Here is a 26,093-nt window from a genome sequence, read left to right as displayed (position 1 = left end):
TTTCGTGCGAAATTCCTTGTGCGCCCTGCTTGCCGGGCTTGTGATCGTTCCCGCCGCCATGGCGCAGACCGCCCCCGTCACCCTGCCCAGCGGGCTGGTGTACGAGTCGCTGAAAGAAGGCACCGGCACCTCGCCCAAGGCCACGGACACCGTCAAGGTGCACTACAAGGGCACGCTGCCGGACGGCAAGGAGTTCGACAGCTCCTACAAGCGCGGCGAACCCACCGAGTTTCCGCTCAACCGCGTCATTCCCTGCTGGACCGAAGGCGTGCAGCGCATGAAGCCGGGCGGCAAGGCCAAGCTGACCTGCCCGCCGGCCATCGCCTACGGCGAGCGCGGCGCGGGCGGCGTCATTCCCCCCAACGCCACGCTGAACTTCGAAATCGAACTGATCTCGGTCCGCTGACCGGCCGGGGGCCCGCCACCAATGCTGCTCCAGGTCGGCGAGCTGGCCCGGCGCACCGGCCTCACGGTGCGCACGCTGCACCATTACGACGAGGTGGGTTTGCTCAAGCCCTCGGGCCGGTCCGAGGCGGGTTACCGCCTCTACAGCCCGTCCGACGTGCAGCGGCTGCACGGCATCCAGACGCTGCGGCAGATGGGCCTGCCGCTCAGCGACATTGCGGCCCTGCTGGCGGGCGACGGCATGGCGCCCGAGCAGATCATCGGCCAGCAGATCCGCGCGCTGGACCAGCAGATCGCGCAGGCCACCGAGCTGCGCGGCCGCCTGTCGCTGCTGCGCGACGGGCTGGAGGCCGGCGCCGAGCCCGACATGGGCGACTGGCTGCAGGCGCTGGCGCTCATGGCCACCTACGGCAAATACTTCAGCGCGGCCGAGCTCAAGCACATCTTCTCCCATTGGCACCGCATCGAAGCGGACTGGCTGGTTGTCAGGGACCAGGTGCGCCAGGCCATGGACGAGGGCCTGCCGATCGATGCGCCCGCAGTCCAGGCGCTGGCCTACCGATGGATGGCGCTGATGCTGCACTGGATGGACGGCGACATGGACCTGCTGGAACGCTGGGGCCACATGTTCCGCACCGAGCCAAGCACCCAGGGCCGCAACCATGCGCCGCCGGGCGACATGATCCGGTACATCGAAGGCGCCATCCAGTTGCGCATGGACCTGCTGCTGCGCTACCTGGACCGTGACGACCTGCGCCGGCTGGGCCAGGTACACCACACGCAATGGCAGCACCTGGAACAGGAAGTGCAGCAGTTGCTGGACCAGGGCATTCCCCCGGGCCATCCGCGCGCGCGGGCGACCGCCGCGCATTGGGACACCCTGTTCGGCACCCTTTGCCGCCACGACGCCGGGCTGCGCGCCAAGCTGATGCGCGCATCGGCCAGCGAGCCCCTGCTGCGCGCCGGCTCTCCCTTGAGCGAGCCCGTGCGCAACTACCTGCACGCCGTGCCGTGCCTGCCAGCCGCCGCGCCATCGCCCTGAAAAAAATGGCTTGACCCTCACGCTACGTGAGGCTTCACAGTCGGCCCCCATCGCTGCCCCTGCGCAGCCAACGGACCGACCCATGACCCCTTCGCCCCACCACCCTCGCGCCGCATTGCTGCAGGACTCCAACTTCCGCTGGATGGTCAGCGGCACGGCCCTCACCCTGCTGGGCGACCAGTTCACGCTCATCGCCCTGCCCTGGCTCGTGCTGCAGATGACCGGCGACACGCTGGTGCTCGGGACGGTGCTGGCCCTCATGAGCGTGCCGCGCGCGCTGTTCATCCTGATCGGCGGTGCCCTCGTGGACCGCCACTCGCCCAAGCAGGTGCTGATGCGCACCAAATACGCCAACCTGGCCTTGTTGGGCCTGCTCAGCGGGCTGGTGCTGGCGGGTGAGCTCACGCTGTGGATGGTCTATGCCCTGTCGCTGGCCATCGGCCTGGCCACCGCCTTCAGCATCCCGGCCGGCACGGCCATGCTGCCGCACGTGGTGCCGCGCACGCAGCTGCAGGCGGCCAACGGTATCAGCATGGGCATTCGGCAGCTCACGATGTTCCTGGGGCCATTGCTGGCCGGCCTGCTGATCGCCCTGTTCGGCGATGGCAGTCGCGCCGACGGCACGGGCGCCGGCGCCATGGCCAACGCGACGGGCATCGGCATTGCCTTCGGGCTCGATGCGCTCAGCTTCGGCGTGTCGGCCTGGACGCTGTCGAAGGTGCGGCTGCTGGCTGCGGTGCCGGCTCCCTCCGGCCGCACCGAGGGCTCCACCGCCTCCACCCCACCCGCCGCGCCGGACAAGGCTTCACCGGCGGTGCTGGCTTCGGTGGCGCAGGGGCTGGCGCATTTCTGGCGCGACCGCGAATTGCGCACCTGCTTTCTCTACTGGAGCGCCGTGGCCATCCTCATCATGGGTCCGCTGCACATCGCCATGCCGGTGCTGGCGAGCAGCCTGCCCCACCTGGGCGCCGCCGCGTTCGGCACGCTGGTGGGTGCCCACGGTGCCGGCACGCTCGCGGGCATGGTGGCCTCGGGCATGCTGCCGCGCCTGCGCTGGGGCAGCCTGGGGATGACGCTGCTGGCGTTCGACGCCACCATCGGCCTGCTGTTCATGCCCATGGGCGTGATCGGCGCCCTCTGGCAAGGGGTTGCGCTCATGCTGGCCATCGGCCTGCTGGGCGGCTTCATGCAGGTGCGCATCTTCACGTGGATCCAGCAGCGGGTGCCGCCGGCACTCATCGGCCGGGCGATGGCGCTGTTCATGTTCATCTTCATGGGGCTGGCGCCGATCTCCGCCGCCGTCACGGGCTGGGTCATGAAGGGCATCACGCTGGCCCAGCTGTTCGCGGCCTGCGGCGGAGCGCTGGTGGCGGTGGCAGCGCTGGCCTTCCTGCTCACGCCGCTGCGGCAGGTGAACGACGCGCCGGGCACCGTGCCGCGCTGAACCGCGGCGTGGCGGCCACCGGCCCGGTGAATGCTGCCGATGGCCGGTAAGGGCTGCGCCGCGCCGCCGCGCGAAAGGCACTTCCCGCAGCAGGCCACCGGCTGGCCGGCACCCAGGGGCGGGCGTACACTGAGCCCCTTCCGTGCGGCGCTGGCGCCGCTGCCGCTCTGCCTGCCGTCGCTGCCTCGCCCATGAGCCGTCCTGATCTTTCCCTGCTCCTGCCCCCGGGTTCGGAGAACCCGCCCGCGCCCGTTCCGCCCGAGCGCCGCGCGCCCGCGAGCCGGGCCGAGGGCCCCGTGGCCGCGCTGATCGGCGAATTGCGCGCCTACCAGGCCGAGCTGGAGGTGCAGAACAAGGTGCTGCGCTACAGCCAGGCCGCGGCGGAAAGCGCTTCCGAGCGCTTCGAGACGCTGTTCGCCAGCGTGCCGCTGTCGCTCATGGTGCTCGACGAGCACGACATCGTGGTGCAGGCCAACTCCATGGCGCACCGCTCCTTCCAGCCCACCGAGGCCGACCGCCCCGTCACCTCGCTCATGCCGTTCGTGAGCGCGGCCGATGCCGAACGGGTGCGCGAGGCCTTCGCGCAGGCGCGCGAACTCGGCCACAGCGAGGCGACCGAGGTGGTGTTTCCCGTGGGCTCGGGCGGCACCATCACCGGCGACCTGCACATCGCCCGCATCGAGGCGCCCCAGGAAAGCGGCCCGCCGGTGCTGCAATTCCTGTGCGCCGTGATCGACCAGGGACCGCTGCTCACCGAGCGCCAGGCGCTGCAGCAAAGCGCCCAGGCCCTGCAGGAGCGCAATGCCCAGCTGCACGCCAGCGAGCGGCGACTGGAGGCGGTGATCAACTCCGCCCTCGATGCCATCCTGTGCGTGGACCAGCACCAGCGCATCACCGTCTTCAACCCCACGGCCGCCGCGCTGTTCCAGTGCGCCACGGCCGACGCCATGGGCAGCCGGCTCGACCGCTTCCTGCCCGATGCGGCGCAGGCGCTGGCGTTCGCGCAGCTCACCACGCAGGCCGTGCTGGGCGAGATGGTGGCCTGCACCGCCAGCGGCAAGGAGCTGGCGGTGGAGGTGAGCATGTCGTTCGAGCGCCATGCCGAGGGCGAGACCACCACCGTCTTCGCGCGCGACCTCACCGGCCGCAAGAAGGCCGAGGCCCACCGCAGCGAGCTGGAAGCGCAGCTTCGCGAGTCGCACAAGATGCAGGCCGTGGGCACCATGGCCGGTGGCATCGCCCACGACTTCAACAACATCCTGAGCGCCATCCTGGGCAACGTCGAGCTGGCCAAGGCCGATTGCGATGCCGCCTCGCCCGTGCTGGAGAGCCTGCGCGAGATCGACAAGGCCGGCCGGCGCGCGCGCGACCTGGTGCGCCAGATCCTCACCTTCAGCCGCAACGAGCCGCCGCAGCGCACCGCCGTGAGCGTGCACGACGCCATGCACGACACCGAGCGGCTGCTGCGCGTGACCCTGCCGCCCGCCATCGAGCTGCGCATGCGCCTGGATGCGGGGCTGCCCCCCGTGCTGGCCGACGCCACCCAGGTCGAGCAGGCACTGCTCAACCTGTGCACCAACGCCATCCATGCGATCGGCGAGGCGCGCGGCATCGTCAGCATGGAGGCCTCTGCCCTGGAGCCCGATCTGCGGCTGTGCGAGCGCTTGGGCCTGCCGCTGGGCGAGTACGTGGCGCTCACCGTGGTGGACAACGGCCCGGGCATCGACGCGGCCACGCAGCAGCGCATCTTCGAGCCCTTCTTCACCACCAAGCCCGTGGGCCAGGGCACCGGCCTGGGCCTGGCCGTGGTGCACGGCGTGATGCGCACGCACGGCGGCGCGGTGGACGTGCACAGCGCCCCCGGCGAAGGCAGCCGCTTCACGCTGTACTTCCCCGTGGCGCCGGATTCGGCGCCGAGCGCACCGCCGCACGCCCCCCAGCCCGCCGCCCCGCCGCCCGTGCAGAGCGCCGACGAGCGCATGCGCCACGTGATGTACGTGGACGACGACGAGGCGCTGGTCTTCCTCGTGCGGCGCCTGCTGCGCCGCCGCGGCTACCAGGTGACCGGGTTCACCGATCCGCACGAAGCCACCGAGGCCCTGCGCGCCGACCCGCGCAACTACGACCTGCTCGTGACCGACTACAACATGCCCGGCTACTGCGGCGTGGACCTGGTGCGCGAGGCCAAGCGCATCCGCCCTGACCTGCCGGTGGCCCTGGCCTCGGGCCACGTCACCGCGGAGATCGAACAATCGGCCCTGGCCGAAGGCGCCAGCGCCCTCATCCACAAGCCCAACGACGTGGAAGAGCTTTGCGCCACCGTGCACCAGCTGGTGCATGGCACGGCCAAGGGCCCCGATGACCCGGCCGATGGCGGACGCCACTGAGGCGGCGCCAGGCGCCGGGGAAGCCGCACCGCCGCCCGATTGCCTGTATGCCGACGACGACCTGCTGGTGCTGGCCAAGCCCTCGGGCCTGCTGTGCGTGCCGGGGCGCGGCCCCGACAAGCAGGACTGCCTGAGCGCCCGTGCGCTGCAGCACTGGCCGGACGCCCTGGTGGTGCACCGGCTGGACCAGGCGACCTCCGGCATCGTGCTCATGGCGCGGCACGCGACGGCCCAGCGCACGCTGGGCGACGCCTTCGCCGCACGGCAGGTGGACAAGCGCTACGAGGCCGTGGTGCAGGGCCCCGCGCCCGCGCCGCCCGCCACCGATGGGACCACCGGCGGCTGGCAGGCCATCGACCTGCCGATCGCCGCCGACTGGGAGCGCCGCCCGCTGCGCGTGATCGACGCCGCACAGGGCAAGCCGAGCCTGACCCACTGGCGCGTGATCGCCCACGACGACGCCGCCCACACCACCCGCGTCGAACTGCAGCCCGTGACGGGCCGCACCCACCAGCTGCGCGTGCACCTGGCGGCCATCGGCCACCCGATCCTGGGCGATGCGCTGTACGCGCCCGTGGCGGTGCAGGCCCGCGCGCCGCGCCTGCTGCTGCATGCGCGCCAGGTGGCGTTCACGCATCCGCGCACCGGGCAGCCCATGGCGTTTTCGTGCCCCACGCCTTTTTAGTGTTTCGGGCCACCAGCACAATCAACACTAGGGCATATTGCTATGTTTTTAATAGCATGCTGGGCCACGGAAACCGGAGCGCGCCCGAAGCCTCCGCCGGCCACGACCGTGGGCTACGCAGTACCATCGCCGGATGCCAAAACACCTCACGATCTTGACCGGCGCCTCGCGCGGCATGGGCCTGGCAATGGCCCGCCAGCTGCTGCAGCCCGGCCACGCGCTGCTCACCCTCTCACGCAACGCCCATCCCGAACTGGCCGCCGAAGCCGCCCAGGCCGGCGCCACGCTCGAGCAGTGGGAGCAGGACCTGTCCCAGGGCCTGCACGCTGCGGCCCGCCTGCGCACCTGGCTGGCCAACGTGCCGGCCGGCGAGTACGCCAGCGCCACCCTCATCAACAACGCCGGCGTGGTGCCGCGCATCGCACCGCTCTCGGGCAGCGACCCGGCCGACCTGGCGCACGCGCTGCGCGTCGGGCTGGAGGCCCCGATGCAGCTGAGCGGCGCCTTCCTGGGCGCCACCGAGAACTGGCCGGTGCCGCGCAAGGTGCTGAACATCTCCTCGGGCCTGGGGCGCCGCGCGATGGCCTCGCAGGCCGCCTATTGCGCCGCCAAGGCGGGCATGGACCACTTCACCCGCTGCCTGGCGCTGGACGAAGCCGCCAAGCCGAACGGCGCCAAGGTGTGCTCGCTCGCGCCCGGCGTGATCGACACCGACATGCAGGCCCACTTGCGCGATGCGAGCGCCGCCGACTTCCCTGACGTGCAGAACTTCGCCAACCTCAAGGCGGGCGGCCAGCTCACCTCGCCCGCCGATGCGGCGGCGCGCGTGCTGGCCTGGCTGGAGCGTGCCGACTTCGGCGAAACGCCCGTGGCCGACGTGCGCGACGCCTGAGGGCCACCCCCGTGCAAACGCTATGCTTTCAATAGCAATATGCCCTAGATAATATTGCGCTGAAGGCCTTTTTTGCCTTGCATCGACTGGCTTGAACTTCCCCCGCAAAAAATGGAGACACGACCGATGATCCGCAGCCTGCTTTCCTTCACCGCGCTCGCCCTGGCGCTGGGCGCCACCGCCCAGGCGCAGACGGCCCCGCCCGCCGCCACGTACCCCACCAAGCCGGTGCGCCTGATCGTGCCCTTCCCGCCCGGCGGCGGCACCGACATCCTCTCGCGCCTGGTGGCCACCAAGCTGACCGAGGTGACCAAGTGGACCGTGGTGCCCGACAACCGCGCGGGCGCCGGCGGCACCATCGGCATCACCGAGGCCGTGAAGGCCGCCCCCACCGGCTACGACCTGGTGATGGGCCAGAAGGACAACCTGGTCGTCGCGCCCTGGCTCTACAAGAACCTGCCCTGGGACCCAACCAAGGACCTGATCGCCGTGGCCCACGTGGCCTACACGCCGGTGATCATCGCCACCGGCGCCAACTCCCGCTTCAAGACCCTGGCCGACGTGGTGGCCGCCGCCCGCGCCGAACCCGGCAAGATCACCTACGGCTCGCCCGGCAACGGCACCACCATCCACCTGGCCGGCGACCTGTTCGAGAAGGCCGCGGGCATCAAGCTGAGCCACATTCCGTACAAGGGCTCCAACCCCGCGCTGATGGACGCGCTGGCGGGCAACGTGGACCTGCTGGTGTCCTCCGTGCCCTCGGCAATGGGCCAGATCAAGTCGGGCAAGCTGCGCCCGCTGGCCGTCACCTCGGCCAAGCGCAGCTCGTCGCTGCCGGACGTGCCCACCGTGGCCGAGTCGGGCTACAAGGGCTTCGACGTGAGTTCGTGGTACGGCATCTTCGCGCCGGCCGGCACGCCCGCCAACGTGGTGACCACGGTGAACGCCGAGGTCAACAAGCTGCTGGCCTCGCCGGAGATGCAGGCCGCCATCCAGGCGCAGGGCGCCGAGCCGGAGTCGCTGTCGGCCGCGCAGTTCTCCACGCTGCTCAAGACCGACTACGCGAAGTGGAAGGGCATCGTGGAAGCCTCCGGCGCGAAGATCGAATAGGTGCGGCACGGGCCTTGTTCCCCCTGCTGCCTGCAGGCAACGCTCCCCATGAAAAACGGCTCCCGAGGGAGCCGTTTTGCTTTGAGGGCCGGGTCAACGCCGGCCCCCATGACATCGACTGGCGATCAGTCGCGCACCACCAGCACGGGCACGTGCACCGCGCCCAGCACGCGCTGCGTCACGCTGCCCAGCACCAGCTTTTCCAGGCCACGGCGGCCATGCGAGCCCATCACGATCAGGTCGGCCTGGCTGGTCTCCAGCGCGCGCAGGATGCCGTCGTGCACCGCATGGCCCTCGCCCACCACCGCCGTCACCGGCACGCCGGCTTCCTGCATGGCCTTCTTGACGCCGTCCAGCGCCACGTTGGCCTCGGCCGTCGCAGCGCTCAAGTACTGCGACTGGCCATAGGCAAAGTCCGCGCCCACGCCCGTGAACGGGTACGGGTCCACCACGTACACGGCGGTCACGGCCGCACCGAACGCCTTGGCCAGGCCGGCGGCCTTGGACACCGCGGTCATGGAGGTCGGCGAGCCGTCCACGGGAATCAGGATGTGCTTGAACATGGTTACTTCTCCTTCGGTTGATGGATCAGGCAGGGCCTGGGCCGGGGGGATCGCCTGCGCGATCGGTTGCTCGCCTCAGGCCCCAGTGTCGCGGCGACCGGTTGGCCGGCCGTTGATCCGCATCAAGTCATGGGCCTCAAGCCGGCGCGTCCTGGAAGCCGCCACGCCGGCAGGTCACGACCAGCGTGTCGCGGAACCCGCCGTCAGCCAGCGGCTGGATGGGCGTGGTCTCGTGGATCATGCGCGCATCGTCCAGCAGCATCAGCGACCAGGGCTCGCTGAGCGTGAAGCGCTGCCCACTGGGCCCGGACGCTTCGAATATACGCGTCTCGCCGCCCTTCACCCGCTCACGGCCGACCAGGAAAACCGCCACCAGGTCCACGCCGTCGCGGTGCGCGCCCTCCGGCGTGGGACGACCGATGCCGTCGGTGGTGTCGATGCGGAACTGGTGCGCCTCGACGAACCAGCGCTCGGGCTGCGCGGCCAGGGCCTGCTGCGACACGCGGGCCAGCGCGGCGATCAATTGCCGCCAGGCCGGGCGCGCCACGGTGGTGTCCAGCATCGGCGCGAACATCCGCTGCATGCCGCCATGCAGCGCGTTGTATTCCACCGGCTGCCAGTGCGCGCGGTGGGGCACCGCCTGCACGCTGTCGCCATCGGCGACGAAGCTCGCATGGCGGCGGCGGCGGTACCGCCCGCCGTCCTTCAGGAACTCATCGGGCGGCAGGCCGCTCCAGTCGGCGTGCAACGCCTGGAGCTCGTCCAGCGGGCAACCGATCCACGCCGCGGTGTCGGCAGGCCGCAGCACGGCATAGCCGGCGCTGCGCAGATGGCTTGCCACTTGGTCCGGTGGCAGGTACGGAGGGGAGAAGGTGATGTGCGCCATAGGCGGCCAAGCTTAACCCGGCCTGCCCCTGGAACCTGCTGCAAAAGTGCCAGCCATCCGCTGGCGGCATCACAACCGTGCAGTAGCATGGCGGGGCCTTCGCCATTCCAGGAATCCGCCATGCCCCATGAACGCCGCCACTACGTCCGTGTGGCTTTCGATGCACCCGCGCTGCTCACCACCGGCCTGGGCACGTTCGACGTGCAGGTGCTGGACCTGTCGCTGCAAGGCGCGCTGCTCGCCCTGGGTACGGAGCCCGCCGCCGCCCAACTGCCAGCCGGCGCGCCGTGCCAGTTGGTGATCGCCTTGTCGGCCGACAACGACCACATCGCCATGACCGGCGACATCGTGCACATCGAAGGCCCGCATGCCGGCCTGCAGTGCCGCACGATGGACCTGGACAGCGTGACCCACCTGCGCCGCGTGATCGAGCTGCAGCTGGGTGACCCCGCCCTGCTGGAGCGGGACCTGGCGGAACTCATTGCCGCGCACGCGGCGCAATAGGCGCGGCGCTGCCCATCAGGCGGCGGCAGGGCTGGCCACCAGCTCGGCCTCCTGCAAGGCCCGCCACATGACCTTGCCGCTGCCGCTCTTGGGCAGCGCGTCCACCAGTTGCACCACGCGCGGCACCTTGTACACGGCCATGTGGTCGCGGCACCAAGCGATGATGTCCTCGCCGGTCACCTGCCCGCGGTGCTCCTGGCGCAGCACCACCACGGCCTTGACCGTTTCGCCGCGGTAGCTGTCGCGCGCGGCGATGATGCAGGCCTCCTGGATCGCCGGGTGGCGGAACATGAGCGCCTCCACCTCGGCCGGCCAGACCTTGAAGCCGCTGGCGTTGATCATCCGCTTGAGCCGGTCTGTCAGGAAGAAATACCCTTCGTCGTCCACCCGCCCCAGATCGCCCGAGCGGAAGAACCGCTTGCCGTCCAGGTCGATGAAGGCCGAGGCCGTGGGCCCTGGCAGCTTCCAGTAGCCGCTGAAAACACCCGGTCCGTGGATCACGATCTCGCCCTGCTCGCCGGCGGGCAGCTCCTGCAGCGTGTCGGGGTCGATGATGCGGGCATCGGTGCTGATGAACGGAATGCCCAGGCATTGCTGCTTGGGATGGTCCGGCGGGTTGGTGTGCGACGGCGCGGCGGTCTCGGTGAGGCCGTAGCCCTCGGTGTAGCGCAGGCCGTACTGCTCGAACAGCCGCTGCGCCACCGCCTGCGGCATGGCCGCGCCGCCGCCGCCGATGTACACCAGGCTGGACAGGTCGTACTGGCCGAAGTTCGGGCTGCCCATGAGGTCGATCACCATCGTGGGAATGTTGGTCCAGTTGCTCACGCGGTAGCGGGAGATGAGCCGCCCGGCCAGGTCCCGGTCCCAGCGCGGCATGAGCACCAGGGTCGCCCCCACGTAGATGCAGGAATGCATCACGCTGACCATGCCGGTGATGTGGAACATGGGCACGACGGCCAGCGTCACGCTCTCGGGCGTGGCCGTGCCCCACAGGCTGCTGGCCACGGCGTTGTGCATCAGGCTGCGGTGCGGGTGCATGCAGCCCTTGGGCAGGCCGGTGGTGCCGCTGGTGTAGGGCAGCACGGCCAGGTCTTCGGGCCCGACCGTGAGATCCGGGGCGGGCGCCGTGCAGGCCAGCGCATCCGTCCAGGCATGCACCTGGCCGCCGGCCAGGATCGGCAGCGGGTGGCGGGTGCAGAGCCAGTCGCGCCACGCCGGCGGAATCGCGTCGGCGCCGGCCTCCTCGGGCGAGAACGCATCGGTGAACTGCGCCACCACCAGGTGGGCCAAGCCCGCGCCCGGCGCCAGCGCATCGCTGGCCTGCACCAGCTCGGGGGCCAGGTCGGCCGTGGTGATGGCCACGCGTGCGTCGGGGTCGGTGATGTAGTGGGTGAGTTCCTGCGCCCGGTTCATCGGGTTGACCGGCACGACCACCGCATTGGCCCGCAGGATGGCGAAGTGCGCCAGCACCAACTGTGGACAGTTCTGCATGCACAGCAACACCCGGTCGCCCTGACGCACGCCCAGGGCATGCAGCTGCGCGGCCATCCGCTCGGCGCCGTCGGCGAGCGCGCGGTAGGTCAGCGTGCGTCCGAAGAACACCAGCGCCGGCTTGTCCGGGTAGCGGCGGGCGCTGATCGCCAGGTTGTCCCAGAGGGAGGTGGCGGGCGGCGTGAGCGCGTGCGGCAGGCGTCGGGGCCAGAAGGCGTGGTGGGCAGGCATGGGCGATTCGGTTCCTTTCGCTTGCAGCCTAGTGACCTGCCCCGGGCCCGGCATCGGGGATGCCCCCTACGGCCGGTCGCGTGGGCGACCCGGTCTGCCCATGGCCCGCCGAGGGACGGCAATGGTGCCAGGACGGAGACTTTTGTAACCGCGTGTCCCGCACCGGCGCTTTGAGCGGGCTTGCGCGGCGACGCGGCCGCGCGCATCAACGACAATGTACGGCTGGGCCAAGCGCCCTGCCCCGCCGGCACCGCCCGGGCCCGGCAGGCCGCGCGGCACGATTCTTTCGATTTCTGCGGCAGGGCCCTCCCACAGGCCCTGCCCCGCAGCTTGCGGGTTTTACGGACAACATGAACATTGTCATTCTCGACGACTACCAGGACGCAGTGCGCAAGCTGCATTGCGCCGCACGCCTGGACCCCTACAACGCCAAGGTGTACACCAACACCGTCAAGGGGCTGGGCCAGCTTTCGGTGCGCCTGAAGGACGCGGACATCATCGTGCTGGTGCGCGAACGCACTCACATCTCGCGCCAGCTGGTCGAGAAACTGCCGCGCCTCAAACTCATCGCGCAGACCGGCAAGATCGGCCCGCACGTGGACGTGGCGGCCTGCACCGAGCGCGGCATCGCGGTGGCCGAAGGCGTGGGATCGCCGGTGGCGCCAGCCGAACTGACCTGGGCGCTCATCATGGCCGCGATGCGCCGCCTGCCCCAGTACATCTCCAACCTCAAGCATGGCGCCTGGCAGCAGTCGGGCCTGCGCGCGGCGTCGATGCCGCCCAACTTCGGCGTCGGCACCGTGCTGCGGGGCAAGACGCTGGGCCTGTGGGGCTATGGGCGCATCGGGCAGATCGTCGCCGGCTACGGCCGGGCCTTCGGCATGAACGTGCGGGTGTGGGGCCGCGAGGCCTCGCGCGCCCAGGCCCTGAGCGACGGGCTGCAGGTGGCGACCACGCGCGAGGAGTTCTTCGCCCAGTGCGACGTGATCTCGCTGCACCTGCGCCTGAACGACGAGACGCGCGGAATCATCCGGCTGGAAGACCTGTCGTGCATGAAACCCACCGCGCTGCTGGTGAACACCTCGCGCGCCGAACTGATCGAGGCCGATGCCCTGATCGCCGCCCTGAACCGCGGCCGCCCCGGCATGGCCGCCGTGGACGTGTTCGAGAGCGAGCCGATCCTGCAGGGCCATGCCCTGCTGCGGCTGGAGAACTGCATCTGCACGCCGCACATCGGCTACGTGGAGCAGGACAGCTATGAGCTTTACTTCGGGGCCGCGTTCGACAACGTCGTCAACTACATCCGGGGCACGCCCACCAACATCGTGAACCCGGGCGCGCTGCAGGTCCGGCGCTGAAGCGCCAATCCCCCGGCCACACCGGAATCGAGCGCGGCCCGTTTCGCCCGCACCATGAAAAAAGGCCTCCGAACCGGAGGCCTTTTGCTTGGCGCGGACCACCGGTCTTTCAACCGGCGGTGCCGCTGCGCGCTCAGTTCAGAGGCGTCTTCTTGCCGTCCTTGTACACGTACAGGGTGATGGCGGGGTTCTTCAGTTCGCCATTGGGTTCGAAGGCGATGTTGGCCGTCACGCCCTTGTAGTTGGACTTTTGCAGTTCAGGGATGTAGACCTTAGGATCCCACGAGTTGGCACGCTTCATGGCATCGACCAGCAGCATGGTGGCGTCGTAGGTGTAGGGGCTGTACACCTGGAACTGGTTGGGGTACTTGGCGTCGTACTTGGCGCGCCATGCGGTGCCGCCAGGCATCTTGGCCAGCGAAGCGCCGCCTTCGGCGCAAACCACGTTGTTCAGCGTCTTGGCGCCGGCGGCCAGCTTGGCCACTTCAGCAGTACAGATACCGTCGCCACCGAAGTACTTCACGTTGCCCATGCCCAGCTGTTCCATCTGGCGCAGCATCGGGCCGGCTTGGGGGTCCATGCCGCCGTAGAACACCGCATCGGGGTTCTTGGACTTGATGGCCGTCAGGATGGCCATGAAGTCGGTGGCCTTGTCGGTCGTGAACTGCTCGTCCACCACCTTCATGCCCTTGGCAGCCGCCGTCTTCTTGAACACGTCGGCAACGCCCTGGCCGTAGGCCGTGCGGTCATCGACGATGGCCACGGTCTTGAGCTTCAGCGTGTCGGCCGCATAGAACGCCAGGCCAGCGCCCAGGGCGTTGTCGTTGGCGATGATGCGGAACGTCGTCTTGTAGCCTGGCTTGGTCAGGTTGGGGTTGGTGGCGGCGCCGGTGACGTGCGGAATGCCGCAGTCGTTGTACACCTTGGAGGCAGGGATGGTCGTGCCGGAATTCAGATGGCCCACCACGCCAGCAACCTTCGCATCGCACAGCTTCTGTGCGGCGGCGGTGCCTTGCTTCGGATCTGCAGCATCGTCTTCCGCCTGCAGTTCGAACTTGATCTTCTTGCCGCCAATCGTGACACCTTGGGCATTCAGTTCTTCAACTGCCATGCGGGCGCCGTTTTCGTTGTCCTTGCCGTAGTGAGCTTGTGGGCCGGAGACCGGTCCCACGTGACCGATCTTGACCACCTGCTCTTGTGCAGAGGCCGCGCCGGCAAAAGCCGCGATAGCGGCAACCACGGTCAGTTTCAACTTCAGTTGCATATGAATCTCCATTAAGGGGTGAGCGCTGAGAAGTATTGTTGTGTCTCAACGCCGGAAACATATCGCAATTTATGGGCCAGATCACTAGGAAACACGATGACATGCGGCAGAAACCACAGGGGAATACCCTGTCACTGACCCAACGCACCTGCAGCAGAGGTCAAACGGGGGGCGTTCCGGCGTGTCCGGCCAGCTCTTCGGCCACGGCTTCGTACACCGCATGGCGCACCACCGACTCCACCTCTTCGCGCAACCGGGGCACGATGGAGCGCGTCTGCTCCAGGACAACGGTGGCGATCGCCTCGCGCAGCCGCTGATCCAGCACCACGTCGACCCGCTGCATGACACGGTGGATCACCACCTCTTCGATGTCCTTGAGGCCTTCCGCCGACCGCCCGAAGTCCATGGGCGAAGGCACCGGGGCGCGGGGCGCTACCGGCGCAGCGGGCGACACCACGGGCCGCGCCATGGACGGCGCCACGACAGGGGACAGCACCGGCCGGGGCGGCAACCCGGCGACCACCGGGGGCTTCGGAAACGAAGGCGAAACCGCAGGCGCTGCGGGGGCTGGAGAACCGGGCGCCGCGGGGTCCGGCTGCCCCACGCCGGGTACGCCGTCCGAAAGCTGCACCACATCGGTGAGCGTGGGCACAAATCTGGGGGGTGCCTTGGGCGGGGAAGACATCACGCGCCTTTCAGGACGAGGTCGTGCCGCACGATCTGGTAGCCGCGCGACGCATAGTGGCGCCACCGGTCGCGCGCACCGCTGCGGTCGGCCTCGTCGTGCGCGCTCACCACTTCCACCAGCTTGCCGAACCGCTCGAAACCTGGCGGCACCGTGCCGCCCAGGTTCAGCAGCACCTCATGGTGGGTCGCCAAGCGCAGGTCCTGCGCCAGCAGCACGGGCGAGGCATCGCGCAGGTCTTCGCCGTCGCGCTCGTTGCAGTGGGCAACGAAATCCTGCGGGGCCATGGCCCAGAGCGCGCGGTCCAGGCCGTCGAGCGCGGACTCCGGCCCCGTGATGACCAGCCTGGCATCGCTGCGCAGCACCTTGCGCGCGAAGCGGCAGGCATAGGCCAGCTTGTCCGGCGCATTGAAGTGGAAGGCGATTTCCGTCATGGCCAACCGGTCGGCGCGATCAGCGGGCCGACACGCGCGGCGCGCGTGCGGCCTTGGCCGCCGGCTTGCGGGCAGGCGCCTTGGCGCGGGGTTGCGCAGCCGCATCGAGCAGGTATTGCACGAGCAGGCCGACCGGCCGGCCCGTGGCGCCCTTGGCGGCACCGCCCTTCCAGGCCGTGCCGGCGATGTCCAGATGCGCCCAGGGCGTGTCGCCCACGAAACGCTGCAGGAACTTGGCCGCCGTGATGGCGCCGCCAGCCCGCCCCGCCACGTTCCCCATGTCGGCGAAGTTGCTCTTGAGCCCGTCGCCGTATTCGTCGTCCAGCGGCATGCGCCAGCAGGGGTCGAGCGCCGCGTCACCAGCCGCCTGCAGGCTTTGCGCGAGCGCGTCGTCGGTGGCGAACAGGCCGCTGCGCAGGCCGCCCAGCGCGACCACGCAGGCGCCGGTCAGGGTGGCGATGTCCACCATCGCCGCCGGCTTGAAGCGCGCGGCGTAGGTGATGGCATCGCACAGCACCAGCCGGCCTTCAGCGTCGGTGTTCAGCACTTCGATGGTCTGGCCGCTCATGCTGGTGACCACGTCGCCGGGCTTGACCGCACGGCCATCGGGCATGTTCTCGCACGCGGGAATGAGGCCCACCACGTTGATGGAGGGCTTGAGTTCGGCCAGTGCGCGGAACACGCCCAGCACGCTGGCGGCGCCGCCCATGTCGAACTTCATCTCGTCCATCTCGGCCGCGGGCTTGATCGAGATGCCGCCCGTGTCGAAGGTGATGCCCTTGCCGATCAGCACCGTGGGCGCCTGCCCCCGCGCGCCGCCGTCATAGCGCAGCTCGATGAAGCGCAGCGGCTCTTCCGAGCCGCGCGCCACCGCCAGGAAGGCACCCATGCCCAACTTGGCGGCTTCGGCGGGGCCCATCACTTTGCATTGGATGGACGGGAACTTGGCCAGGGCCTTCGCGGCGCCTGCCAGCAGCGTGGGCGTGGCATGGTTGGCCGGGCGGTTGGCCCATTCACGGGCGTATTCGATACCCGACACCAGGGCCGTGCCACGCGCGAACTCGGACTTGGCCGCAGCGGCGTCCGCCACGCCGACCACCACGCGTGACAGCACGCGGGGCTCGGTCTTGGATTTGGTGGCGGTGTAGATGTAGGTCGCTTCGGCCAGCGCCTGCACGGCGGCGTAGACGGCCCCCCTGGCGGGGGGCGCGGCAAAGCACACCGCAGCGCGCTTGACCTGGGGAGATTTAAACAAAGAAGCCGCCGCCAGGATGGCCTGGCGCGTGGCGCGCGCGGAGCCGTCGCCACCGCCCAGCAGCACCACGCGGCGTGCAGACACGGCGGGCATCTGGTACAGCTGCAGGCTCTTGCCGGCCTTGGTGTCGAAGTCGCCGTTCTTGAGGGCATGCGCGATCAGGCTGGGCAACGCACCGCCGGCGGGTTTTGCGCCGTCGGCCACCACGATGGCCAGCAGGTCGCATTTCTCGGCGGCGGCGCCGTCAAGGCTCAGGGTCTTCAGATCGAAGTTCATAATCGGTGTTTTCCTTCGAGCCAATGTTATTCGATTCATCCATTCGCAAGGAGCTGGCGCGCAGCTTCGGCGCGACCCTGGTGGTGCTGGTCACCGTGGTCATGACCATGATGCTGATCCGCACGCTCGGCCAGGCCTCGCGCGGCAGCGTCAATCCCTCCGACGTGATGCTCGTCATGGGCTTCACCGTGCTCGGGCAGTTGCCCACCATCCTGAGCCTGAGCCTGTTCGTGGCCGTGGTCGGAACGCTCTCGCGCATGTACCGCGACAGCGAGATGGTGATCTGGTTCGCCAGCGGCCGCGGGCTCATCAACCTGCTCACCCCGCTGCTGCGCTTTGCCTGGCCGGTGATGCTGGTCATCGCGACCCTGGCCCTGGTGATCTGGCCCTGGGCCAACCAGCAGATCCAGGCCCTCAAGGTGCAGTACGAACAGCGCGGGGACGTGGACCGCATCGCGCCCGGTGAATTCCAGGAGTCCGCCAACGGCAGCCGCGTGTTCTTCATCGACCGAGAAAGCCCGGACAACGAACAGGCCAGCAACGTTTTCATCGCCTCGACCGAGCGCGGCCGCGAGACCGTGACATCCGCCCGCAGCGCCCGGCTGGAGACGCGCAACGGCGAGCGCATGGTGCTGCTGAGCGACGGCCAGCGCCTGGAGACCACCGTGGACAAGCCCGGGCTCAAGGTGAGCGAGTTCATCGAGTACGGCACGCGCATCGGATCGGCGCCCCCGGGCGCGCAGGATGAGCAGGCCGTCAAGACCATCTCCACCCCTGCCCTGCTGGCCTCGGCCGAGCCGGCCTTCCGCGCCGAACTGGGCTGGCGTTTCGGTCTGGCGGTGGCCGCCCTCAATTTCGTGGTGATGGGGCTCGCGCTGGCCAGCGTGAACCCCCGCGCCGGTCGCAGCAGCAGCCTGGTGCTGGCGCTGTTCGCCTTCGTCGTCTACTACAACCTCATGACCCTGGGACAAAGCTGGATCAGTTCCGGACGGCTCGGCGTGGTGCCGTTCATGCTGCTGCTGCACGGGGGCACGCTGGCCCTGGGCCTGGCGCTGCTGACGGCGCGCCACCATCGCTGGTCGCCCAGCATGCTGTGGCGCCGCGGAGGCCGCGCATGAAAACCATCCGCCGCCTGATCTACCGAGAAGCCCTGTCGGCCGTGGCTTTCGTCACGCTGGGCTTTCTCGCGCTGTTCTTTTTCTTCGACATGGTCGATGAACTGCGCTGGGTGGGCCGCACAGGGCCGGACGGCTACCAGCTGTCCCATGCCATGCTGTTCGTTGCGCTCAGCATTCCCAGCCATCTCTACGAGCTGCTGCCGATCACGGTGCTGATCGGCACGATCTTCGTGATGGCGCGGCTGGCGCAAAGCTCGGAGTTCACCATCATGCGCACCAGCGGCCTGGGGCCCTGGCGCGCGCTGCGCACGCTGCTGGTGCTGGGCCTGGGGTTCGTCATGCTGACCTTCGCTGTCGGCGATTACATCGCCCCCATGACCGACCGCGCGGCGCAGCTGGTCAAGGCGCGGCACTTGGGGCAACTGACCACCGGCGCGACGGGCGCCTGGCTCAAGGAGCGTCAGGGCACCCATTCGATGGCGGTGAACGTGCGTGCGCTCAGCCCCGATGGCGGCATGCTCAACATCCGCGTGTTCGAGTTCGATGCGGATGGCCGGGTGGCCTCCACCCTGCAGGCCGCCAGCGGCACGGTCGGCAGCGACCAATGGGAGCTGAAACAGGTCAAGCGCAGCGTGTTCCATCGCAGCGGTGAGGCGGAGGCACGAGTCGAGCGCCTGCAGGAGGCCGAACTGCGCTGGCCCACGCGCATCAGCGCCGACATGGTGTCCGCGGCGCTGCTCAAGCCCGACCGCATGGCCACCATCGACCTGTTCCAGTACATCCGCCATCTGGAGGCCAACGGCCAGTCGGCGCAGCGCTATGAGATCGAGTTCTGGCGCAAGGTGTTCTACCCGCTCAGCTGCCTGGTGATGGTGGTGCTGTCGCTGCCCTTCGCCTACCTGCATTTCCGCTCCGGCGGCATCGCGGGCTACGTGTTCGGCGGGGTGATGGCTGGCATCAGCTTCTTCCTGCTGAACAACGTCTTCGGCTACGCGGGCAACCTGCAGAACTGGTCGCCCTGGCTCACTGCGGCGGCGCCGGGATTGATCTATTCGGTGCTTTCGCTGGCCGCCTTCGGCTGGCTGGTGCTGCGCCGGTGACCCAAGGAGCGCACGCGTTGACTGCTAATCCACCCCGAGGCGTCGTGCTGTTCGCCCATGGTTCGCGCGACCCGCTGTGGCGCGCCCCCATGGAGGCCGTCCAGGCCCACCTGCAGCAGCATCGCCCCGAACTGCGGGTGCGCTGCGCCTATCTCGAATTGACCACGCCCGACCTCGCGGAGGCCGTGCAGTCGCTGGTGGACGAAGGTGCCCGGCATGTGACGGTGGTGCCGATGTTCCTGGGCACGGGCAAGCACGCCCGCGAGGACCTTCCGCTCCTGGTACAGACCCTGCGCGCCACGCACCCCGAAGTGCACTTCGAAGTCCAGGGCGCCATCGGTGAGGACCCGCGCATGACCGCATTGATGGCGGAGATCGCCGGCTCGGCCTGACGCGGACATCCAGGCGGGAAGGTAGCCTTCCGGACGCGACCCGGGCCCTTTCAAAAATTGGACAGCCGCTGTTTTGATCCTTAGACAGCTGCAGCATAATGATCGCCTTCTTTAGCAGCGATACGATATGAATCTGCACCAATTCCGCTTCGTTCAGGAAGCCGCGCGCCGCAACCTCAACCTGACCGAAGCCGCCAAGGCGCTGCACACCTCGCAGCCCGGCGTGTCCAAGGCCATCATCGAGCTGGAAGAGGAATTGGGCGTGGACATCTTCGCGCGCCACGGCAAGCGGCTCAAGCGCATCACCGAGCCGGGCCAGCACGTGCTCAAGAGCATCGAGTTGATCATGCGCGAGGTCGGCAACCTCAAGCGCATCGGCGAGCAGTTCAGTGCGCAGGACAGCGGCACCCTCAGCATCGCCACCACCCACACGCAGGCGCGCTACGTGCTGCCCCTGCCCGTGGCCAAGCTGCGTGAAGCGTACCCCAAGGTGAACATCAGCCTGCACCAGGCCACGCCGCACGAGGTGGCGCGCATGGTGATCGACGAGGTGGCCGAGATCGGCATGGCCACGGAGTCGCTGGCCGACTATCCCGATCTGGTCACCCTGCCCTGCTATGAATGGCAGCATGTGCTGGTGATGCCCACCGCCCACCCGCTGGCGCAAAAGGAGCGCCTGGGCCTGGACGACATCGCGCACGAAGCCCTCATCACCTACCACCCGTCGTTCACCGGCCGGGGCAAGATCGACCAGGCGTTCGCCGCCCGCAAGCTGCAGCCGCGCATCGTGCTGGAGGCCATCGACTCCGACGTGATCAAGACCTACGTGCGCCTGGGCCTGGGCATCGGCATCGTGGCCGAGATGGCGATGCGCGACGACCCGCTGGGCGACCTGGTGGTGCGGCCCGTGGGTCACCTCTTCGGCCAGAGCGTGGCACGCGTGGCGTTCAAGCGTGGCGCCTACCTGCGCAACTTCGTCTACAAGTTCGCCGAGCTGCTGAGCGACCGACTGAACCGCGAACTCATCGCCCGGGCCATGACCGGCCACGTGAACGATTACGAACTCTGAACCCGCACCGCCCGCATACCGAGCAGCTTTCGTTCCGCATCGAAACCGCTCTTTTCCCAGACCGTCTTTCCAGCCAGCCCCTCGCGCCATGACTTCCACCGACATCGCACCGCGCACACCCGCCTTTCCCAGCAAACTGCCCCAGGTGGGCACCACCATCTTCACGGTGATGTCGGCCCTGGCGGCCGAGCATGGCGCCGTGAACCTGGGCCAGGGCTTTCCGGACTTCCACTGCGACCCGTCACTGATCGATGCCGTGGACCGCGCCATGCGCGCCGGGCACAACCAGTACCCGCCCATGGCAGGCGTGCCTGCGCTGCGCGAAGCCGTGGCTGCCAAGATAGAAGCGCTCCATGCCCGCCGGTATGACGCCAACACGGAAATCACCATCACCGCTGGCGCCACGCAGGCGATCCTGACCGCCATCCTGGCGACGGTGCATGCGGGTGACGAAGTGATCGTGCTTGACCCCTGCTACGACAGCTACGCCCCCAATGTGGAACTGGCAGGTGGCACGGTGGTGCGGGTGCCGCTCACGCCGGGCAGTTTCCGGCCCGATTTCAGCAAGATCGCCGCGGCCATCACGCCGCGCACGCGCGCGCTCATCATCAACAGCCCGCACAACCCCAGCGCCACCATCTGGACGGCCGAGGACATGCGCACGCTGGAAGAACTGCTCGCTCCCACCGATGTGCTGCTCATCAGCGACGAGGTGTACGAGCACATGGTGTTCGACGGCGCGCAGCACGAGAGCGCGGCACGCTTTCCCGGCCTGGCAGCACGCGCGTTCATCGTGTCGAGCTTCGGCAAGACCTTCCACGTCACCGGCTGGAAGGTCGGCACCGTCGCGGCCCCGGCCGCGCTGACGGCGGAGTTTCGCAAGGTTCACCAGTTCAACGTGTTCACCGTGAACACGCCGGTGCAGCACGGCTTGGCGGCCTATCTGCAGGACCCGGCGCCCTACCTGCAACTGCCCGCTTTCTACCAGGCCAAGCGCGATCTGTTCCGCCAGGGGCTGGAAGGCTCGCGCCTTCGGTTGCTGCCCAGCACGGGAAGCTACTTCCAGTGCGTGGACATTTCGACAGTGAGCGATCTGAACGAGTCCGACTTCTGCCAGTGGCTGACCCGCGAGGTGGGCGTGGCGGCGATCCCGCTGTCGGCTTTCTATGGCGACGGGTTCGACCAGCGCGTGGTGCGGTTTTGCTTTGCAAAGCAGGACGACACGCTGCGCCAGGCACTGCAGCGGCTGCGCAAGCTCTGATCACAAAAGGCGATCATTCTGGTTGACCCGCCAACGCGTCGCGCAGCCAGTCGAGAAAAGCCGGCCCTGTGCGACAGGGCATCAGCAAAGGCGCCATGGGGCGCAATGGGCCCCCGCGCCAAAGGGGGCGAATGGAAGCCGTGAGGTGTCCTCTGCAAATTCTGTGGACCTGCAGGCAACCAAAGACGGACCGTTGGGGCACTCACGCTGCGACACCTCTCAAGGCGCCCCGTGCGTCACGCCATGCTCCTCAAGAATGCGCTCGTCTTCGTTCACCTGCTCGCCACGGCCGTTGCCGTGGGAAAGATGCTGGAGTATGACTTCCGGTTTCTTCGCTCCGTCCACCGCCCGATTTCAGCGCAGCAGTGGGAGAACCTGCTCCATACCAAGCGAACGATGACGGTGGCGTTGGGCGTGCTGTGGGTGACCGGGCTGGGCTTTCTCTACGTCGGCCAAGCACAGTACCCCGGGTATCTGGCCAACGAGAAACTCTGGATGAAGGTGCTCACCGTGTGCGTGTTGACGCTGAACGGAATGCTCATGCACCATTTCGCATTTCCGCACATGCAGCAGGGCACGGTCTTCCTGCAGTGGCCTCTGGGCCGGGTGCTGCTGCTGACCGGGTTTGCCACCGTGTCTTCGATCTCGTGGCTGTACGCCTCGTTTCTCGGTATCGCACGTTCATGGAACGACACCGTGGCGTTCGAACATGCGCTTGGCGTCTATGTGGCGCTGCTGCTCCTGGCAGCCGCTGGCATGGCAGGGCTCATGGCTTTTTTGCACCACCGCCACGCCAGGGGCATTCAGCCGGGTCCACTGCCATGCACCGGCCCCCGTGGCGGCTGCCCGCATTGAGTGACATGCGCCGTCCGTGAATGTCCTGCCGCGCGAAAACCAGCGAATTCAGTCGGCCAGCCAGTCCCGCAGGCAAGGCGCGAGCAGGAGGCTGGCGCGCATTCGATGGCTTGCCAAAAGCGCTGATGGCCCGCCCTGCCCGTTCAGCCCACGCGGACGCCCAGGCCACCGATGAGTGCAGCGGCCTGATCCATCGACAGCATCGCACCCTTGAACGATTGGGCCACGTTGGTCACCGTCAGGCCGCCCAGGTCCACCGAGCGCAGGTCCGCGCCGTCGAAGCGCGCATTCTTCAGGTTCGCATCCCGCAGGCTGCCGCCTTCGAAGACCGCGTCGCGGAAATCGCATCCAGCCAGGTCGGCTTCGGACAGATCCAATTGCTCCAGGCTGCGCTTGCGGAACGAAAGGCCGCGCAGGTCCGCGCCCACCAGTCGGCACTGGTGAAACTCCAGCCCCAAGGTGGTCGCCTGATTGAAATGCGCCCCCGTCAGCTTGGCCTCGGTGAACAGCACGCCCGCCAGCTTGGTGCCGGTCCAACGCGTGTTGTTGAAATCGCTGCTGCACAGCCGGGCGCCGGACAGATCGGCCAAGCTGAAATCCGCTTGCCGCGCCTTGCAATCGAGCCAGCGCGAATCCGCCAGCATCGCCTTCTCGAAGCGGGTCTCGGCGAAGGTGCAATCCAGGAACCGGGCACCACCCAGGTCCAGGCCGGAAAGGTCTTCTCCGTCGAACCGGCAGTGCTCGAACGCCAGCGGGCCATGCGGCCCTGCGAGGGCCGCCACCAGCGCACCGCGCGAAAAAACCTGGTCGCTGAAAAGCGCGGAATCCATGTCGGAACGGGCCATCACGATTCAATGCCCCGTGCTCTTGGAAAAGAGATTGACCACCAGCACCCCCGCGATGATCAGCCCCAGGCCGACCATCGCCGGCGCATCGAGCCGCTGCCGAAACACCACACAGCCCACCACCGAAATCAGCACAATGCCAACGCCCGACCAGATGGCATAGGCGACCCCCACCGGAATCGTCTTCAAGGCCAGCGAGAGTGCATAGAAAGAGGCGGCATACGCCACCCCAGTGATCAGGCTGGGCACCAGGCGGGTGAAGCCGTCCGACGCCTTGAGCGCGGTGGTGCCCACCACCTCCAAAGCGATGGCCAGTCCCAAGATGAGATAGCTGGGGTGCACGGTCATGGCGCGGTTCCTTGGGTGAGTTCGAGCAGAAGGGAAAGAAGGCGGTCCTTGCGGTCTGGCGGCGTGCCGTAGACATCCAGCAACTGGTCGAACCAGAAGCCGTCGGCCGCCAGGCGGCACAGGAACAATCGGTCCGTGGCGGCGGGGTCGACACGGTCCTCGGCCAGCAGGACGCGCATCTTGGCGCTCCAGCGCTCGCGGCAGGCCGGCAACGCCAAGGCCAGCAGGGCAATGGCACGCTGCGTGAGGCGCTCTTCGGCAGTCTGGCCGCCTTGGAAACAGGTCTTCAGGTAGGCCCGCGCGTGCCGACCCGGAGCTTCGGGCTCGGATTCGAGTGCCGCGGCGTAGAACACGTCGAATGCATCGAACAACTGATCGCACAGCGCATCCAGCAGCGATTGCTTGGTGCGAAAGTGGTGCTGCAAGCCGCCTTTGGTCACACCGGCACGGTGCGCGACGGCGTCCAGAGTGACCGCTTCCGGGCCATCCTGCACCAGCAGATCGGCTGCCACGGCAAGCAACTGGGTTCGCACCCATTCGGGTTGTTTCAGGCGTTTATGGGCTTCAGACATACATAAAAACCATTGTGTTTTCCGGGGCTGATCCAGGGGCCGCTTGACCGCGCCCCGATAAGGATTGCAAGTTGGCTGGTTGGGGCGGCAAGCCCGTGTCTCAAAGCAGCACGATGTCGTACTGCTCCTGCCCCACCGCCGTTTCGGCCTGCAACGAGATGGGCTTTCCGATGAAATCCGACAGCCCGGCCAGATGCTGGCTCTCCTCGTCGAGGAACAATTCCACCACGCGCGGCGAGGCGACCACGCGAAACTCGCGCGGGTTGAACTGGCGCGCCTCGCGCAAGATTTCTCGCAGGATGTCGTAGCACACGCTGCGCGCGGTCTTCACGATGCCTTTGCCCTTGCAATGCTCGCAGGGTTCGCACAGCATGTGGGCCAGGGATTCGCGGGTGCGCTTGCGCGTCATCTCGACCAGGCCCAATTGCGAAAAGCCCCCGGCCATGGTCTTGACCCGGTCGCGAGCGAGCTGCTTCTTGAACTCCGCGAGCACGGCCTGCTGGTGGTCTTCACGCGCCATGTCGATGAAGTCCGCAATCACGATGCCGCCCAGATTGCGCAGCCGCAACTGCCGTGCGATGGCCTGCGCCGCCTCCAGGTTGGTCTTGAAAATGGTGTCGTCGAAATTGCGCGCGCCCACATAACCGCCCGTGTTCACATCAATGGTGGTCAGTGCTTCGGTCTGGTCCACGATCAGGTAGCCGCCCGACTTCAGATCGACGCGCCGGCCCAGGGCGCGGCCGATTTCCTCGTCGATGCCATACAGGTCGAAGATGGGCCGCTCGCCCTTGTACAGCTGCAGCTTCGGCGCCGCAGCCGGCATGAACTCGTGGCCGAAGGCCTGCAGCGCGGAAAACTGTTCGCGCGAGTCGATGCGGATGGTGGCCGTTTCCTCCCCCACCAGATCGCGCAGCACGCGCTGCAGCAGGCTCAGGTCCTGGTGCAGCAGCGACATGGGTGGCAGGCGCAGCGAGGCGTCCTTGATGCGCGCCCAGGTCTTGCGCAGGTAGGCGATGTCTTCGGCCAGTTCGGCGTCGGTGGAGTCTTCCCCATTGGTGCGCAGGATGAACCCGCCGCCGCCTCCCGACGCCTTGTCGCCCACCAGTGCCTGAAGCCGCCCACGCAGGGCATCGCGCTCGTCGGCGGGGATCTTCTGCGACACGCCCACATGGTCGTCCTGGGGCAGAAACACCAGCAGCCGTCCCGCAATGCTGATCTGCGTGGACAGGCGCGCGCCCTTGGTGCCGATGGGGTCCTTGATGACCTGCACCATGAGCGACTGACCTTCGAACACCTGTTTCTCGATCGGCACCGGTGGCTCGCCCTTGCGCGCGAACATGGGTGCCTCGCCGCCTTCCTGCCGGTGCCACACGTCCGCCACGTGCAGGAACGCCGCGCGCTCCAGGCCGATGTCGATGAATGCCGACTGCATGCCGGGCAGCACGCGCGAGACCTTGCCCAGATACACGTTGCCCACCAGGCCCCGCTCCAGGGTGCGTTCCACGTGCAGTTCCTGCACCGCGCCGTGCTCGACCACCGCCACGCGGGTTTCTTGGGGGGACCAGTTGATCAGGATGTCTTGTTGCATGGGGTCGGAAAAAAGTGGCCACCCATGATGCCT

General features: G+C 68.1%; 26 protein-coding genes. 15 read left to right on the top strand and 11 right to left on the bottom strand.

Going from position 1 to position 26,093, the window contains the following annotated elements; genetic code table 11:
* Window positions 1-58 precede the first annotated feature (58 nt).
* The 7 genes from AVTE2539_RS17280 to AVTE2539_RS17250 all read left to right on the top strand — a co-directional run bounded on the left by AVTE2539_RS17280 (window position 59) and on the right by AVTE2539_RS17250 (window position 7,965).
* On the top strand, window positions 59-406 hold the full coding sequence (locus AVTE2539_RS17280; RefSeq protein ID WP_442867280.1) for an FKBP-type peptidyl-prolyl cis-trans isomerase: 348 nt from the start codon (window positions 59-61) through the stop codon (window positions 404-406).
* 21 nt (window positions 407-427) lie between these two features.
* Window positions 428-1,447, top strand: a complete 1,020-nt coding sequence (locus AVTE2539_RS17275) for a MerR family transcriptional regulator (protein ID WP_284412391.1) — start codon at window positions 428-430, stop codon at window positions 1,445-1,447.
* 82 nt (window positions 1,448-1,529) lie between these two features.
* The gene (locus AVTE2539_RS17270; RefSeq protein WP_284412389.1) at window positions 1,530-2,891 is read left to right on the top strand and encodes an MFS transporter; all 1,362 of its coding nucleotides are present in this window, start codon (window positions 1,530-1,532) and stop codon (window positions 2,889-2,891) included.
* 191 nt (window positions 2,892-3,082) lie between these two features.
* Window positions 3,083-5,278, top strand: coding sequence for a PAS domain-containing hybrid sensor histidine kinase/response regulator (locus AVTE2539_RS17265; RefSeq protein WP_272563742.1), 2,196 nt, complete (start codon window positions 3,083-3,085; stop codon window positions 5,276-5,278).
* Window positions 5,262-5,963: an RluA family pseudouridine synthase gene (locus AVTE2539_RS17260; protein WP_284412386.1), complete on the top strand. Its 702-nt coding sequence runs from the start codon at window positions 5,262-5,264 to the stop codon at window positions 5,961-5,963. The genes AVTE2539_RS17265 and AVTE2539_RS17260 overlap by 17 nt, the downstream gene beginning before the upstream one ends.
* 133 nt (window positions 5,964-6,096) lie before the next feature.
* A complete protein-coding gene (locus AVTE2539_RS17255; protein WP_284412384.1) occupies window positions 6,097-6,855 on the top strand; it encodes an SDR family NAD(P)-dependent oxidoreductase in 759 nt (252 codons plus the stop codon).
* 126 nt (window positions 6,856-6,981) lie between these two features.
* On the top strand, window positions 6,982-7,965 hold the full coding sequence (locus tag AVTE2539_RS17250) for a Bug family tripartite tricarboxylate transporter substrate binding protein (protein ID WP_284412382.1): 984 nt from the start codon (window positions 6,982-6,984) through the stop codon (window positions 7,963-7,965).
* 125 nt (window positions 7,966-8,090) lie between these two features.
* On the opposite strand, the gene AVTE2539_RS17245 is transcribed toward AVTE2539_RS17250, so the two are convergent.
* Window positions 8,091-8,528 carry a universal stress protein gene (locus tag AVTE2539_RS17245; RefSeq protein ID WP_272552433.1) on the bottom strand — a complete coding sequence of 146 codons (438 nt, stop codon included), beginning with the start codon at window positions 8,526-8,528 and terminating at the stop codon, window positions 8,091-8,093.
* A gap of 136 nt (window positions 8,529-8,664) precedes the next feature.
* Entirely contained in the window at window positions 8,665-9,414 is a 750-nt protein-coding gene (locus tag AVTE2539_RS17240; RefSeq protein WP_284406907.1) for a 2OG-Fe dioxygenase family protein, read from the bottom strand.
* Between the two features lie 120 nt (window positions 9,415-9,534).
* Here AVTE2539_RS17240 and AVTE2539_RS17235 point away from each other — a divergent pair, with 120 nt between their 5' ends.
* Complete coding sequence (locus AVTE2539_RS17235; protein WP_272563747.1) at window positions 9,535-9,918, top strand: PilZ domain-containing protein; 384 nt, start codon at window positions 9,535-9,537, stop codon at window positions 9,916-9,918.
* A gap of 15 nt (window positions 9,919-9,933) precedes the next feature.
* Here AVTE2539_RS17235 and AVTE2539_RS17230 read toward each other — a convergent pair whose 3' ends face one another.
* Window positions 9,934-11,640, bottom strand: a complete 1,707-nt coding sequence (locus AVTE2539_RS17230) for a long-chain fatty acid--CoA ligase (RefSeq protein ID WP_284412379.1) — start codon at window positions 11,638-11,640, stop codon at window positions 9,934-9,936.
* A 350-nt stretch (window positions 11,641-11,990) separates the two neighbouring features.
* On the opposite strand from AVTE2539_RS17230, the gene AVTE2539_RS17225 reads away from it, so the two are divergent.
* The gene (locus AVTE2539_RS17225; RefSeq protein ID WP_284412378.1) at window positions 11,991-12,998 is read left to right on the top strand and encodes a D-2-hydroxyacid dehydrogenase family protein; all 1,008 of its coding nucleotides are present in this window, start codon (window positions 11,991-11,993) and stop codon (window positions 12,996-12,998) included.
* A 133-nt stretch (window positions 12,999-13,131) separates the two neighbouring features.
* On the opposite strand, the gene AVTE2539_RS17220 is transcribed toward AVTE2539_RS17225, so the two are convergent.
* From AVTE2539_RS17220 to AVTE2539_RS17205, 4 genes are all read right to left on the bottom strand, one after another.
* Window positions 13,132-14,262, bottom strand: a complete 1,131-nt coding sequence (locus tag AVTE2539_RS17220) for a branched-chain amino acid ABC transporter substrate-binding protein (protein ID WP_272563750.1) — start codon at window positions 14,260-14,262, stop codon at window positions 13,132-13,134.
* 160 nt (window positions 14,263-14,422) lie between these two features.
* The gene (locus tag AVTE2539_RS17215) at window positions 14,423-14,947 is read right to left on the bottom strand and encodes a hypothetical protein (protein ID WP_284412376.1); all 525 of its coding nucleotides are present in this window, start codon (window positions 14,945-14,947) and stop codon (window positions 14,423-14,425) included.
* Window positions 14,947-15,381, bottom strand: coding sequence for a DNA polymerase III subunit chi (locus AVTE2539_RS17210; RefSeq protein WP_284412374.1), 435 nt, complete (start codon window positions 15,379-15,381; stop codon window positions 14,947-14,949). The genes AVTE2539_RS17215 and AVTE2539_RS17210 overlap by 1 nt, the downstream gene beginning before the upstream one ends.
* Window positions 15,382-15,400: 19 nt before the next feature.
* A complete protein-coding gene (locus tag AVTE2539_RS17205; RefSeq protein WP_284412372.1) occupies window positions 15,401-16,912 on the bottom strand; it encodes a leucyl aminopeptidase in 1,512 nt (503 codons plus the stop codon).
* Window positions 16,913-16,935: 23 nt separating this feature from the next.
* Here AVTE2539_RS17205 and lptF point away from each other — a divergent pair, with 23 nt between their 5' ends.
* From lptF to AVTE2539_RS17175, 6 genes are all read left to right on the top strand, one after another.
* Window positions 16,936-18,030: an LPS export ABC transporter permease LptF gene (gene lptF, locus AVTE2539_RS17200; RefSeq protein ID WP_272563754.1), complete on the top strand. Its 1,095-nt coding sequence runs from the start codon at window positions 16,936-16,938 to the stop codon at window positions 18,028-18,030.
* Complete coding sequence (gene lptG / locus AVTE2539_RS17195; protein WP_272563755.1) at window positions 18,027-19,130, top strand: LPS export ABC transporter permease LptG; 1,104 nt, start codon at window positions 18,027-18,029, stop codon at window positions 19,128-19,130. Before lptF ends, lptG begins: the two co-directional genes overlap by 4 nt.
* A 17-nt stretch (window positions 19,131-19,147) precedes the next feature.
* Window positions 19,148-19,522 carry a sirohydrochlorin chelatase gene (locus AVTE2539_RS17190; RefSeq protein ID WP_284412369.1) on the top strand — a complete coding sequence of 125 codons (375 nt, stop codon included), beginning with the start codon at window positions 19,148-19,150 and terminating at the stop codon, window positions 19,520-19,522.
* A 127-nt stretch (window positions 19,523-19,649) separates the two neighbouring features.
* Window positions 19,650-20,591: a CysB family HTH-type transcriptional regulator gene (locus AVTE2539_RS17185; protein WP_092743937.1), complete on the top strand. Its 942-nt coding sequence runs from the start codon at window positions 19,650-19,652 to the stop codon at window positions 20,589-20,591.
* Window positions 20,592-20,679: 88 nt separating this feature from the next.
* A complete protein-coding gene (locus tag AVTE2539_RS17180) occupies window positions 20,680-21,852 on the top strand; it encodes a pyridoxal phosphate-dependent aminotransferase (protein WP_284412367.1) in 1,173 nt (390 codons plus the stop codon).
* A 231-nt stretch (window positions 21,853-22,083) separates the two neighbouring features.
* Window positions 22,084-22,707 (top strand): hypothetical protein, encoded by a 624-nt coding sequence (locus AVTE2539_RS17175; RefSeq protein WP_284412365.1) that lies wholly within the window; start codon window positions 22,084-22,086, stop codon window positions 22,705-22,707.
* Window positions 22,708-22,850: 143 nt separating this feature from the next.
* Here AVTE2539_RS17175 and AVTE2539_RS17170 read toward each other — a convergent pair whose 3' ends face one another.
* The 4 genes from AVTE2539_RS17170 to rng form a co-directional block, all read right to left on the bottom strand.
* Window positions 22,851-23,537 (bottom strand): pentapeptide repeat-containing protein, encoded by a 687-nt coding sequence (locus AVTE2539_RS17170; RefSeq protein WP_284400340.1) that lies wholly within the window; start codon window positions 23,535-23,537, stop codon window positions 22,851-22,853.
* A 21-nt stretch (window positions 23,538-23,558) separates the two neighbouring features.
* Window positions 23,559-23,900 (bottom strand): DMT family transporter, encoded by a 342-nt coding sequence (locus AVTE2539_RS17165; protein WP_284412362.1) that lies wholly within the window; start codon window positions 23,898-23,900, stop codon window positions 23,559-23,561.
* Entirely contained in the window at window positions 23,897-24,472 is a 576-nt protein-coding gene (locus AVTE2539_RS17160) for a TetR/AcrR family transcriptional regulator (RefSeq protein WP_284412360.1), read from the bottom strand. The genes AVTE2539_RS17165 and AVTE2539_RS17160 overlap by 4 nt, the downstream gene beginning before the upstream one ends.
* Before the next feature lie 100 nt (window positions 24,473-24,572).
* Complete coding sequence (rng, locus tag AVTE2539_RS17155; RefSeq protein ID WP_284412358.1) at window positions 24,573-26,060, bottom strand: ribonuclease G; 1,488 nt, start codon at window positions 26,058-26,060, stop codon at window positions 24,573-24,575.
* Window positions 26,061-26,093: the final 33 nt, after the last annotated feature.

Source organism: Acidovorax sp. SUPP2539, assembly GCF_030158975.1.
Lineage (GTDB): Bacteria > Pseudomonadota > Gammaproteobacteria > Burkholderiales > Burkholderiaceae_C > Paracidovorax.
The sequence above is the reverse complement of the archived record's forward strand: the minus strand, read 5'-3'. Positions and strand labels throughout refer to the sequence as shown.

Excerpts from the sequence above, each read along its gene's own strand:
- AVTE2539_RS17280 (WP_442867280.1), top strand. The coding sequence starts at position 59 with ATGGCGCAGACCGCCCCCGTCACCCTGCCCAGCGGGCTGGTGTACGAG.
- rng (WP_284412358.1), bottom strand. The coding sequence starts at position 26,060 with ATGCAACAAGACATCCTGATCAACTGGTCCCCCCAAGAAACCCGCGTG.
- AVTE2539_RS17260 (WP_284412386.1), top strand. The coding sequence starts at position 5,262 with ATGGCGGACGCCACTGAGGCGGCGCCAGGCGCCGGGGAAGCCGCACCG.
- AVTE2539_RS17215 (WP_284412376.1), bottom strand. The coding sequence starts at position 14,947 with ATGTCTTCCCCGCCCAAGGCACCCCCCAGATTTGTGCCCACGCTCACC.
- AVTE2539_RS17165 (WP_284412362.1), bottom strand. The coding sequence starts at position 23,900 with ATGACCGTGCACCCCAGCTATCTCATCTTGGGACTGGCCATCGCTTTG.
- AVTE2539_RS17225 (WP_284412378.1), top strand. The coding sequence starts at position 11,991 with ATGAACATTGTCATTCTCGACGACTACCAGGACGCAGTGCGCAAGCTG.
- AVTE2539_RS17270 (WP_284412389.1), top strand. The coding sequence starts at position 1,530 with ATGACCCCTTCGCCCCACCACCCTCGCGCCGCATTGCTGCAGGACTCC.
- AVTE2539_RS17185 (WP_092743937.1), top strand. The coding sequence starts at position 19,650 with ATGAATCTGCACCAATTCCGCTTCGTTCAGGAAGCCGCGCGCCGCAAC.
- AVTE2539_RS17170 (WP_284400340.1), bottom strand. The coding sequence starts at position 23,537 with ATGGATTCCGCGCTTTTCAGCGACCAGGTTTTTTCGCGCGGTGCGCTG.
- AVTE2539_RS17255 (WP_284412384.1), top strand. The coding sequence starts at position 6,097 with ATGCCAAAACACCTCACGATCTTGACCGGCGCCTCGCGCGGCATGGGC.
- AVTE2539_RS17210 (WP_284412374.1), bottom strand. The coding sequence starts at position 15,381 with ATGACGGAAATCGCCTTCCACTTCAATGCGCCGGACAAGCTGGCCTAT.
- AVTE2539_RS17240 (WP_284406907.1), bottom strand. The coding sequence starts at position 9,414 with ATGGCGCACATCACCTTCTCCCCTCCGTACCTGCCACCGGACCAAGTG.
- AVTE2539_RS17265 (WP_272563742.1), top strand. The coding sequence starts at position 3,083 with ATGAGCCGTCCTGATCTTTCCCTGCTCCTGCCCCCGGGTTCGGAGAAC.
- AVTE2539_RS17160 (WP_284412360.1), bottom strand. The coding sequence starts at position 24,472 with ATGTCTGAAGCCCATAAACGCCTGAAACAACCCGAATGGGTGCGAACC.
- AVTE2539_RS17245 (WP_272552433.1), bottom strand. The coding sequence starts at position 8,528 with ATGTTCAAGCACATCCTGATTCCCGTGGACGGCTCGCCGACCTCCATG.
- AVTE2539_RS17275 (WP_284412391.1), top strand. The coding sequence starts at position 428 with ATGCTGCTCCAGGTCGGCGAGCTGGCCCGGCGCACCGGCCTCACGGTG.
- AVTE2539_RS17180 (WP_284412367.1), top strand. The coding sequence starts at position 20,680 with ATGACTTCCACCGACATCGCACCGCGCACACCCGCCTTTCCCAGCAAA.
- AVTE2539_RS17205 (WP_284412372.1), bottom strand. The coding sequence starts at position 16,912 with ATGAACTTCGATCTGAAGACCCTGAGCCTTGACGGCGCCGCCGCCGAG.
- lptF (WP_272563754.1), top strand. The coding sequence starts at position 16,936 with ATGTTATTCGATTCATCCATTCGCAAGGAGCTGGCGCGCAGCTTCGGC.
- AVTE2539_RS17230 (WP_284412379.1), bottom strand. The coding sequence starts at position 11,640 with ATGCCTGCCCACCACGCCTTCTGGCCCCGACGCCTGCCGCACGCGCTC.
- AVTE2539_RS17235 (WP_272563747.1), top strand. The coding sequence starts at position 9,535 with ATGCCCCATGAACGCCGCCACTACGTCCGTGTGGCTTTCGATGCACCC.
- AVTE2539_RS17220 (WP_272563750.1), bottom strand. The coding sequence starts at position 14,262 with ATGCAACTGAAGTTGAAACTGACCGTGGTTGCCGCTATCGCGGCTTTT.
- AVTE2539_RS17250 (WP_284412382.1), top strand. The coding sequence starts at position 6,982 with ATGATCCGCAGCCTGCTTTCCTTCACCGCGCTCGCCCTGGCGCTGGGC.
- lptG (WP_272563755.1), top strand. The coding sequence starts at position 18,027 with ATGAAAACCATCCGCCGCCTGATCTACCGAGAAGCCCTGTCGGCCGTG.